The following is an 11,542-nucleotide window of genomic DNA, read 5'->3' on the forward strand; positions in this document are numbered from 1 at the left end:
ATTTAAGTTAGTTTAATTGTAATTGTTGAGCTTTATCGAAATTGCCATAGCTTGATGTAACCACTTTTTCGCCCAGCGTTAAGCCTGACAATACTTCAAAATACGTTTGATTCTTTTTTCCTAAACTGATGTTTCTTCGAACAGCTTTGTCGCCATTTTCGTTAAGTACATAAACCCAATTTCCGCCACTATTGCTAAAAAATGCGCCGCGTTTAAGGAGTAAAGCTTGCTCTTTGTCTCCACCTAACATCAATTCTACATTAATGCTTTGTCCACGCTTTATGTTGCTAGCGTTTGTCGGGAGATCAACCTCAATCTGAAATTGTGATTGATTAACTCGACTATCAATTTTACTGACTTTAGCCATAATACTACCCGTTTCTAGTGCTACCATAACGACTAAGTCACGCTGTACTTGGTTTAAATAAAATTCATCAAGGCGTATTACTAGCTTATATTCATTGGGGATATCAATTTGTCCGAGGCGGGCACCACGCTGTTTTGATTCACCAATATCAACATTCAGCTCACTTAAATAACCAGAAACAGGAGCCTTAAATAACAAATTATCTAAATTATCACGGGCAAAATTTAGATTTTTTTCGAGCATGACAGCGCTTTCCTCTAATTGCTTAACCTGTACCTTGCGTATGCTGTTTTCTTGCTGTTGACGTTCCATGGTAAGTGCTTTTCTGGCTTTATAGTAAGTAAGGTCGTCTGCAACTTCTGCGAGTTTGTCTTCAGCCAACAGGCCTTTGCTTACTAAGGTCGATGATTGCTTTACCCGACGCTGTAAATGACTGATCTGTAATTCAATTTCTAACAAATCGCGACGTAAATTTAATCGACTCGTCGCCATATTCATTTGAGTGTTTCGCAGAAAATTGAGCTGCTCTGTAACTTGTGCTTCTCGCCCCATTACATCAAGCTGTAAGCTTGTGTTACTTAAGCGCACCAAGGGTTGCCCTTTTTTAACAAATTCACCTTGTTCAACCAAACGTTCCTCTACCCGACCACCTGCGGTTGTATCTAGATAAACTGTTGTTTTAGGTACAACTTGACCCCGCAAACTTAACGCATCAACAAATGTACCTTGAATAACAGGGCTTATGGTGAGAGTGTTTATAGCTAAATTTTGACTACGTCCGCCATCAGTTGATTGACTGAAGCTATAAGCAACAACAAATATAGTTAACAAAATCACGCCGTACAGACAATGTTTAAAATATTTTCGTAACGGAGATCTGATTATTTTCTTATCCATCAATGTTGTCCATCTATGTTACCCATTTACGTTACCCATTTACGTTATTCACCTAAAGTATCTAAATCATTTGTTCCTCTTCACTATCGTTTAGCTTTAAGAGGTATTTTTGTTTCTAACTGTGGCTATCATTACAAGTCTTATGCCATGTATGGATTTAAAAATTATTTCTATTTAAAACAGTTTGTTATATTAATTTCGTCGAGAGTCGTTGTTTTTTTGTAGTGTCCGGTTATAGTACATAAGCGAGATTGATGTCCATTTATGGACAGTTAATTAGTAGACGGGTTTATTGAATGTAAGGTAGACTTAAAATATTTAAAAAGTGGAAGACGAAATGAAGCAAGCAGGCTCAATTTTAATTGTTGATGACAACCTAGATATTTTGATTGCTGCTCAGTTATTGCTTAAGCAACATTATCAAACTGTGTTAACAACAGATAACCCTTTTGACATTGAGAAAGTGGTAAACGAGCAAAAAATAGAAGTAATATTGCTCGATATGAACTTTAATCATGATGCTATTAGTGGTCAGGAAGGTTTTTACTGGCTCAAAAAAATACTCGCACAAGACCCATCTTTGGTTGTTGTATTGATGACGGCTTACGGTGATATTCAATTAGCAGTTGATGCTATAAAAGCCGGAGCCTCTGACTTTATCGCCAAACCTTGGAGAAATGAACAACTTTTAGCGGTGATCGCTGCTGCATTCGCGCATGCTAAAGATAAACAAAAAGTAGACAAACTTACTCGACAAACCCAAGGATTAAATCACGCCCTGAAAGGGCAAAACTTTGAGTTTTTAGGTAAAAGTAGTGCGATGAAACAAGTCTTCGACACCATTGAAAAAGCGGCTAAAACAGATGCTAACATTTTAATTACCGGCGAAAGCGGAACGGGAAAAGAATTAGCGGCGCATGCAATACACTTAGCAAGTAATAGAGGTGATGAAGCATTTATTAGTCTAGACATGGGGTCAATCGCTTCAAGCCTATTTGAAAGTGAACTTTTTGGACATAAAAAAGGCGCATTTACTGATGCTAAGGCTGATAGAACAGGGCGATTTGAACTCGCCAACGAAGGCAGTTTATTTTTAGATGAGTTGGGCAACCTGCCTTTGAATCAACAAGCAACTTTATTAGCTGCATTGCAAAATCGTCAAGTCACTCCTGTTGGTGGTACAAAGCCGATAGATGTTAATATTCGACTTATTTGCGCGACCAATGAAAACTTACCACAAGCTGTTGGTGAAAATCGTTTTAGACAAGACTTACTTTACCGCATTAATACCGTAGAAATACGCTTGCCACCATTGCGTGAGCGAGTTGATGACATCCCTTTACTTACTGAATATTACCTTGATCATTTTAGCCGAAAATATAAAAGAGATTTGTCAATTAAACCCGACGATATGAGCCTGTTATGTCATTACGCTTGGCCCGGTAATGTGCGTGAATTAGCGCACGTTATTGAACGTTCGGTTATTTTAAGTGATTGTGGTGTCTTAGATGTTTGTTCAGTGGTAGGGGAAAAAACACCTGAAAAACTTGAAGAAATAAATACTACAAAGGAAAATAATGAAATAGATACGACTGATTATGATTGCTTCAATTTAGACATATTAGAGCAACGTGCTGTGCGTGCAGCGCTGAAACATCATCAGGGAAATGTCAGCCAAGCAGCAAAAGCACTCGGATTGACGCGAGGTGCTATGTATCGTCGCCTAGAAAAGCATGACCTTTAATTATTCTTCCCCCTATAACTTAATTAAATGAGCTATATTTTATGAATTTTATAAACAATCGGCCTTGGTTATTATTGGTTATTAACCTTGTCGCTTTACTGGCTTGTGTCGCACTACTTACGAGTATATATATGACTATTGGCGTGTCTTCGACTTTGCTGTTGGTGCTCGTTTTATCAATAACATTTATGGCGTCGTTACTGACACTTTTTAAACGCCAAGATCAACAACTGATACAAGTTGTTAGATCACTCGCTAATGGCGATAATACGCTGGGATTCAGTACTCATCATCCAATGCGTCAGCATTTTGAGGGGGTAAAACAACAAATGCAATCGGCACGATTTGCTGCCGAGAAACAAAGCGATTTTTTAAAAGCCTTACTAGTACATGTAGATTTGGCCGTTATCGTTTGCGACGACCAAGGACATATTATTGAATCTAACCCAGCGGTTGCTCGGTTATTAGGTAAAACTTTCAGCCATTTAAATGAGCTAAATCATATTGGTACAATAATTTCAGACGCGCAAAAGAACTTGCACAGTACCGTGCAATGGCTACATGGCGAGCAGCAAGACACCTTAACCTTACAAGTAAGCATTGCTGAGATCCAAGGAGAAGAGCGTAAGATCGTCACTTTACAATCAATTCATGAATTGTTGCTAAATAAAGAGCAACAAGCTTATAAACGGTTAACTCACGTACTGACTCACGAAGTGGCGAATACCATAACCCCATTAGCTTCTATTGCACAAACGTGTCAGGGGATGATCCCAAAAAATCTGAGCTTTATTGATGAAGAAAATAAACAGGACTTAATCTTAGCACTAAATACTTTAGCTTCTCGTACCCAATACTTAGGTGAGTTCATCGCGAGTTTTCGACAAATTAGCAGCTTGCCTATGCCAAATTTGCTGCCTACGCATTTAGCCACTATATTAACGCGAATCGAAATGCTCCACAGGCAACAACTTGTTGAATGCGATACTAAGCTAACAATAGATATACAAAGCCAACAATTAGTTATGTTAGATAGTGCTCAAATTGAGCAAGTCCTGATAAATCTGATTAAAAACGCGATAGAATCGATAAAATCACAGCGTAATCAACAGCTAAATTTAGCGAGTAATTATCAAGAACAAAATCAAATTTCAATAACCGTTGCACAAAATAAAGCTCAACAACTTTATGTTGAAATTGCTGACAATGGAACAGGTATAAGCGAACATGTTATCGAGATGGTTTTTGTCCCTTTTTTTACCACCAAACAGCAAGGCTCGGGTATTGGCTTGAGTCTTTCTAAACAAATTATGATAAATCACGGCGGAGATTTAGTTTATCTCACTCGTGCGAAAGGTGCTTTTTTCAGATGCATATTTGGTTAGTTTAGGTAATAGTATTTAACGAAAGACCTATACCAGAACAATTATAACAAACGTAAAAAGGGAGCCTTTTTTTTAAATAACAGATCAACTTTCTAACATTAACTAGCACATTATTTAAACAAATAAATTACAGTTATAAAGCCAGCTGATAAAATTTGTCTCAATTTTTTATTTTTATATAGCGAACAGGCAAACCATAAAAGCTATCTCGTTTTGTGCCCCTTTCCGCCTTAGAAAATTATTTTTAAATTACATACTCTAAGGCGAAATCTCCCCCAAAGGGGGAATGTGATAAGTAACAGTTTAAAATGCTACTAAAAGGTTTTTTTACCAGCCGTGATAATTATCTAAAAGGCGCTTGATGATATCCTTATTCGGCTTATCTAGGTTGTAACACATAACGCCAAATTCTTGATAATCATTAACGCAAGACGCTAGGTTTTCTCTGCCTTCTTTATTTGATATATCAAACTGGCCTTGCTCATCGTTTTTAAACTTTATTTCTAAGGCTTCTTGCATGAGTAATCGTGCGGTATATAACGAATTGTAGCAACTTGCTAATGCATAACTCATTAATTTAGAGCCACCCGAGCCACTCCCATCAAACAGTAACTTTTCAACATTAATATCTATATCGTCAATACTTTCAATGCTAGCAAGTGATTTCCCGCCATAAATTCGATAAAAATCATGCCCCAAGAAAGCAATGCAATCTCTTACCGCTTGTAAAAAACGGGCTTCTTTATTCTTTTGTTCATTTTCATTGTTAAGGTGTTCAACTAAACATGTAATGAATTGATTAGCCTCTTCATCTTCGTTATAGCGATTTAATGAGGTAGTACTAGTTACGATAGACTCATAGTGTTCTGTCTCATCGTCGTTTTTATACCACCACACGCCCTTTATTTCCTCTGCTTTTTTGATAAACCCAAACGATTTACTGCTACGTCCAAATGTGTTTGAAACGAGCTTATCAATTGATTGGCTATAATCCTTAACATCAATAAGACCATTCCCCCAACAGACAATTTTCATTGCTTCAGTTTGTGAAATGTTTTGTGCTTTTTTTAATGCTTTTGCATTTTGTTTAGCTTGCTTGATGGTTAACCCCGAAGGGAATTTTAAATAAGGCTCTAAGCGCTCAATTTCAATTAACGGGCGGTAGGATTCTTTTGTGGGTTCAGTTGTCATTTTACTATTCCTTGTGTGTCGCTTTGCTACCGATACTCGAACACAAATAGTTAAATCACACCAAAATAGACAGTGAATATATTAAATTATGTAATGTTTTTCTAAAAAATACTGACAAACATATCTCGTTTTTCGGCTCGGTAGTGCCGCGCTCGTCATGCGCAATAAAAGCATATCACTATTTCAAAAAATGATGCAAGAAAAATGAAAACATTGCCAGGTATGAAAAGTCACTTAATAATCGGCTTAATGACATTGCTGAGAGTACTATTGACATATACTTTCATCAATATAACTTCCTCTCCTAGCTAAAAGAAGGCTTTCTGGTTGCGATAACAAGGCTAATTAATACCACCCTGCTGACCTAAATCAGTCCTCAAAATTAGGCAAGTTTATGTTCACTTAGATACGTTAGCTGACATTAGCATCGATAGCTTTTTGGCAGTGTTAAGAATACGTAGAACTACCTTATCTTGACAGACAACTAAGCCACCATTGCCGACAGTCACTCTTGAATTATTAACGATCACTTAGTGCGCTATATATTGCCAGCGAGAATGTAAACTTTCAGCTTTATGGTCTATGCCAGATGATTTTTAAGCTAAAACAAATGATTAAAAACCAGCTTGTATATAATGAACAGACTATTTTTTCAACTAGGTATTGATGTTTAGGTATTGAACAATAAATTCAGCACTATTTAGTATTAATCAATGACACCACTAATCGGATACTTACTATAATTCACACACTATTACTTTGAATATTCATAGATGTTTAAGTATTAATTCAATCATGTCATGGTATTTTTGTAGCCGACCAATAATAAATAATACAAATGTAATAAAATGTTGATATATCAAGGGGCTAGATATGGTGAGTGTCAGTTTATTTTACATTGTTACTTTAATTAAATCCGAATATTTGCCATCTCATTGAAATTCCTTCGGATTAATATTTTGGTATGTTTTTTGCTATGTCGGAGCAGTTAATTACAATAAACTCACAATTACCTACCATATTTAATGGAAAGAAAATAAAAAGGAATAATAATGAAATTTAATTTGTCACAAACTTTAACATCAGGCTTGATTGTTGCTTCAGCTGCGTTTTCAAATATTGCTACCGCAGGAATGATCCTATTTGTTTCCGATAATTCGACTGATTCATCAATAGCCAGTGTGTTGTCAAATGCAGGACACACTGTAGATATTAGTCTAAATCAATATTCTGGTAGTTCAACACTTGCATTATTAGGAAATTTGAATGCATATGATGCTATATATTGGAGCGCAACTGGTAATGGTGGAGGTGGGTACCATAATGATTCTGGGATGTTCAACAATTTAAGTAATTATGTAACTGCAGGCGGCAATGTGTTTGTGACTGGCTATGATAGCGTAGCATCACCAAATGATGTAGGATTAATGCAGTTTTTAGGTGGGAGTGGTGGAGCAGTTACTGATGGTGGTTTTAATCCTGGCGCTATCTCTAATATAGCATCGAGTCTAACCACAGGGTTATTTGACATACGTGGGTTAATACCTACAACTACAGGCACACAAACTACTGACCGTGATAGTTTTGGACAATTGGGGACAGATACTATAGGGATTGTGGCTGCAGATAATGGCGATCGTTATTCGTGGACGTTACGCTCTTTAGGTTTAGGGGATATTGCATACGTATCAAATGGAAACAACCTTTCATCGGGAGAGTCTTCTATGTGGGCAGACGATACTACTACTTATAGTAAAGCTGTGCGAAACTTCGCGGAAAATGCCGGAGCGACAACCAGTGTACCAGAACCATCGACACTTGCTATTTTTGCACTAGGTATAATGGGTTTAGCATCACGTCGATTTAAGAAATAATCCTACTTCTACTGTGTTTGCCTATCGAGATTAATTATTATCGATGGTATGCCTAAGTAAACCCATGTTGTCGGTAATCTTCTAAAAGCATCTTCCAGATTGGGCGATGCTCTTTTGCTTATAAAGCTGCGTTATTCGACGAGCGTAGTTCATATCAACTATATGACAAAAAACCATTTCAATTCTTTGTCTATAAAGACAGCTACTCTAACGTCCGCTCTAAATATCTAAACTGTCTATTATTAGGTCAGTTTTTCATTAAAGAAAGGGCTTATCTGTGGCAATAGTTAGCGTTCTGAAATGAAACTCCACTGGCAGTAATGAGCTTAAACCAGCCCCACAAGTGAGCAGAAAATCTTGGCTAATATTACCCTAAAGAACAAACCATAGTTAATGTCAGGAAAGGCACTTACTTGTCGTTAGGATATCTTTTGAAATAGCAATTTTTTAAAGCAAAACTAAAAATTTATACAACGGACTACTCTAAGGTCAGTAGCTGCCACACTGAAGACATTAGCATTTGAGAATTTATACTGAAATTTTTTTATGTTTTGATCTACAGCGGGCATGGCTTAAAACCATGTTGAATTAGCCCTTTCCTGATAATTGACGTTCAAAATGGATGAAGTTACTCGCGTCATGATGATTATTTTTTGCCAATAAACAGTTAAACCTGAATGCGATCAAACCTAAACATTGCGGATATAGGTACTTAATTGAACGTTAATTATATCGCACTACCCCTAAAGATAATAAACTAAGAACCAAAATTTAATTGTTTGTACAAATAATTGACTTTATCTGCATTCTATTAGAATGTTACCACTTTCTACCAATTGCAGTTATAGGGACGTAATGTGGCATTTCTCTCAAGGTTAATAAATACCAGTCGATTATCAAGAGTATTATTGATTCGAATATTATTATTTAGCGGGTTATTTACCGTAATAATTACCGCTGTCCAATTGTCACTGAATTATCAAAAAGAGACAGAAGAATTACAAACAATATCTCAACAATTAGCTGAAACAAATGCACCTTCTTTGGCTAGGGCTCTTTGGGAACTCAATGCTACAAAAGCTAATGATATAGGTATATATTTGATGCGGATTGGCCTTTTTAAATCTATAACTATCAAGAATGAAAATGGGGATACAATGGTCTTTTTAGGTGAAAAAGACATAGAGGCTCATCAAACGTCGATCAAACTACAATTTGAATATTCGGGTCGAACTGGAACTGTAGGAACTTTTGAATATCAAATTGTTACTGACATAGTAAAACGAAAAATCAAGGATGATTTCATCATCATTCTTATCTCTCAGTTTATTAAGACCTTTTTTGTTTCCATTTTTATCCTCTTTATCATCCATAAATTGGTAATCCGTCATTTAAATGAAATATCTAACTGGTTAAATAATTTCAAGCCAGAATCATCATTCAGTCCGCTTGCATTGGAGGCTGACAAAGGCAGCAGTAACGAGATGGTTAAGCTTAAATCGGCTATTAGTGAGATGGGACAACAGGTGCATAAGCACTCTACAGGGTTAGAAAAAGTTGTAGCTGAGCGTACTGCTGAATTAGAAAAACTTGCATATACTGACAGCCTAACGGGCGTTACTAATAGAGGCGCTTTTCTCCAAGCAGCAAACGAAGAATTAAACCGCTCACGACGGTTATCCTATGATGTTGGTGTGATGATGTTAGATTTAGACCACTTTAAAGCAATCAATGATACCTATGGTCATGATGCTGGAGATAAAGTCCTTAAACAAGTATCCCAAGCAATGGCTAACTGCTTACGAAAAGAAGACACATTAGGCCGAATAGGTGGTGAAGAGTTTGCCGTCATTACGCCCGGTGCTGATAAGAGGGGGATGCATAAACTAGCTTCACGATTACAACAAGCTATCGCGATACTTAATTTCTCATTTCTACCAGATAACAAAAATATCACCGTAAGTATTGGTTATACCAAAGTCAGTAATGATGAAGACTTTAAAGCAGCTCTAAAAAGAGCTGATGAGCATTTATATACTGCAAAAGCTTCTGGTAGGAATACCTTCATAACAGATAAGGGGTTTTTACCTCGTATTGTGAGTTAAGCTTTGAGGATAAAATGCCTTTCAAACTATCTAAAGATCGTTCCAAGCTGGAGTTTAGAATGAAGTCGACTGGCAGGTATGAGCTTAAACCAGCCCCACAAGTAAGTAGAAAAGCTTGGCTAATATTGCCCTAAATATGCTCCTGAGTTTGCAAAAGCTTAATGTCCGCAATTGCCACAAAAGAGACATTAGCTATTACAGCTAATTAGATAGGTTGGATTAGATTTTGTATCGCTAACGCCCCATTAAGAGACAAATAATAGTTGGCTAAAGAAGGAGCAAATAGCCAACTGTTATTTGTCCTGCTTGAATGGCTTAGCAGTATATTACTCTTCCGTTGATTGTAATTCTTGAGTTAAGCGACCCAATGCACTGAAAGAAAAATACAGCAAAATACAAGCTAGTGGTATAACCCACAAATAACGAAATTCAGGTATTAAATATGAATATACACCAAAATCTTTAATATCTATTTCAAAATGCCTAACAGTAAGATCCATACCAGAGCATAAACAAAGAGCACCAAAAGCAATAAATCCTAACCAATCAAAAAACTTATTCATTAGTAATCTGTAAGCAGCAGGCTTTTTGTAAGAAAAAGCAATTGCACCGCCGATCATAAAGACCATTATAGTGACCAAACCTGAAAACATAAAACCTCTTTATTATTGATAACCAATTTTGATTATACTGCTAGACCCGCTAAGGGGAGATTTATAGTTTGCTAAAATGTTGAACGGAGTGAAAACAGCAAACTGGAAATTTTCCCTCTTGAGCGCCTTGTTAGATAGCACTTGGATCGTGCTCAAAAACTTCATAGTGATTCCAGCGTAAAAATAACTGACCACTTTCTAAAAATAGGTCAGCATCATCACTAGAGGGATAACAAAAATCATCCCAATAATCACAGAATACAGACCAAGGTAGATTAAGTGCTGTATTTTGATCCCACAAAATAGTAACTCGTTGCGAACTGATTGCAAGTTGCTTTAACCAATCCTTCACGGGCTCATCAGCAACAGATGAATTATGTCTAGTTGCACCAGCAGGAAAGTGTGTAAGTCGAGACGCTGCTAATAGTTGGGCTGATTCAATATCATAAGGATGAAGCTCACAAAGAATATTATCAGGTAACTTAGCATGTGAAGATTGTGTCCATCTCCAAGCTAAAGGAAAGTCTTCAAGATTCATATGCATACTACCTGTGCTTTCTAACGCCCACTTAAGCGGACAAAAATAGTTGGTTATAATGTGAAGCGAAGCGGAACCTAACCAACTGTTTTTGTTCCGTTTGAAGTACTTGTTAGCTAACTTTTAGCCGCGAGTGATAGAGAAAATAACTGAATTAATTTTCCAACCTTTCTCAGTATTAACAAGTAGCCAGCTCTCTTTGCCCCAATTTTTTCTTACTTCACCGTCGTAAAACTCATAATCAAAATATATTGTTGCGACTTCACCGTCATGTAGAATTTTTATATTTTCGAAAGTTTCTCTAGGCGCTTTAACACGAGCAATAATACCATCGATGAATTTTTCAGGATCACTTTGAAAATTCTTCATAGGCATCCTAGCTCGTTCACCTTTTGCTATTGCTGCGTCAGCTCTACTTTTAGCTGTTTTAAAATCATTGTTAGATGAAACTCCAACCCAAGAAACTGTACCTTCGTAAAACAAATCAAGAAATTTAGATTTATCTTTGGTTGTAATTGCACTCTCAAAATCTTTAACTATTTTATGCAAGGGTTCATTGTCTGAACCTGTATTTGCATAAGATAATTGCGTACACAATAAAATAGATACTAACAATATAAACTTTTTCATGACTCTTCCTTGTTGATGATTGATGTAGTTAGCTAGACACAATGACTCCCCACAAGGTGCTAGCCTCTAAATGTGGGTTAGTTTTACAAACCAGAGCCATAATATATGTGTCAACATTATCAAACAGAGGCTAGCATGATAAAACATAACATACTTTT

Annotated in this window: 9 protein-coding genes; 4 read left to right on the plus strand and 5 right to left on the minus strand. The window is 36.6% G+C overall.

Going from position 1 to position 11,542, the window contains the following annotated elements:
• Positions 1-7: 7 nt before the first annotated feature.
• The gene (locus H4J67_RS14550; protein WP_182204124.1) at positions 8-1,264 is read right to left on the minus strand and encodes an efflux RND transporter periplasmic adaptor subunit; all 1,257 of its coding nucleotides are present in this window, start codon (positions 1,262-1,264) and stop codon (positions 8-10) included.
• 337 nt (positions 1,265-1,601) lie between these two features.
• Here H4J67_RS14550 and H4J67_RS14555 point away from each other — a divergent pair, with 337 nt between their 5' ends.
• Both H4J67_RS14555 and H4J67_RS14560 read left to right on the plus strand, forming a co-directional pair.
• Positions 1,602-3,008, plus strand: a complete 1,407-nt coding sequence (locus tag H4J67_RS14555; RefSeq protein WP_182204125.1) for a sigma-54 dependent transcriptional regulator — start codon at positions 1,602-1,604, stop codon at positions 3,006-3,008.
• A 41-nt stretch (positions 3,009-3,049) separates the two neighbouring features.
• Positions 3,050-4,393 carry a PAS domain-containing sensor histidine kinase gene (locus H4J67_RS14560; protein WP_182204126.1) on the plus strand — a complete coding sequence of 448 codons (1,344 nt, stop codon included), beginning with the start codon at positions 3,050-3,052 and terminating at the stop codon, positions 4,391-4,393.
• Between the two features lie 327 nt (positions 4,394-4,720).
• On the opposite strand, the gene H4J67_RS14565 is transcribed toward H4J67_RS14560, so the two are convergent.
• Positions 4,721-5,584 carry a hypothetical protein gene (locus H4J67_RS14565; RefSeq protein ID WP_182204128.1) on the minus strand — a complete coding sequence of 288 codons (864 nt, stop codon included), beginning with the start codon at positions 5,582-5,584 and terminating at the stop codon, positions 4,721-4,723.
• Positions 5,585-6,648: 1,064 nt separating this feature from the next.
• Between H4J67_RS14565 and H4J67_RS20770 the strand changes: the two genes are divergently transcribed.
• Positions 6,649-7,458: a PEP-CTERM sorting domain-containing protein gene (locus H4J67_RS20770; protein WP_259368621.1), complete on the plus strand. Its 810-nt coding sequence runs from the start codon at positions 6,649-6,651 to the stop codon at positions 7,456-7,458.
• A gap of 857 nt (positions 7,459-8,315) precedes the next feature.
• Positions 8,316-9,563, plus strand: a complete 1,248-nt coding sequence (locus H4J67_RS14575) for a diguanylate cyclase (RefSeq protein WP_310740627.1) — start codon at positions 8,316-8,318, stop codon at positions 9,561-9,563.
• Positions 9,564-9,889: 326 nt separating this feature from the next.
• Here H4J67_RS14575 and H4J67_RS14580 read toward each other — a convergent pair whose 3' ends face one another.
• From H4J67_RS14580 to H4J67_RS14590, 3 genes are all read right to left on the minus strand, one after another.
• The gene (locus H4J67_RS14580; RefSeq protein WP_182204129.1) at positions 9,890-10,216 is read right to left on the minus strand and encodes a hypothetical protein; all 327 of its coding nucleotides are present in this window, start codon (positions 10,214-10,216) and stop codon (positions 9,890-9,892) included.
• Positions 10,217-10,346: 130 nt separating this feature from the next.
• Positions 10,347-10,754, minus strand: a complete 408-nt coding sequence (locus H4J67_RS14585) for a hypothetical protein (RefSeq protein WP_182204131.1) — start codon at positions 10,752-10,754, stop codon at positions 10,347-10,349.
• A gap of 123 nt (positions 10,755-10,877) precedes the next feature.
• The gene (locus H4J67_RS14590; RefSeq protein WP_182204133.1) at positions 10,878-11,384 is read right to left on the minus strand and encodes a hypothetical protein; all 507 of its coding nucleotides are present in this window, start codon (positions 11,382-11,384) and stop codon (positions 10,878-10,880) included.
• Positions 11,385-11,542 lie beyond the last annotated feature (158 nt).

Source organism: Colwellia sp. BRX10-4 (genome assembly GCF_014077465.1).
Classification (GTDB): Bacteria; Pseudomonadota; Gammaproteobacteria; order Enterobacterales; family Alteromonadaceae; genus Colwellia_A.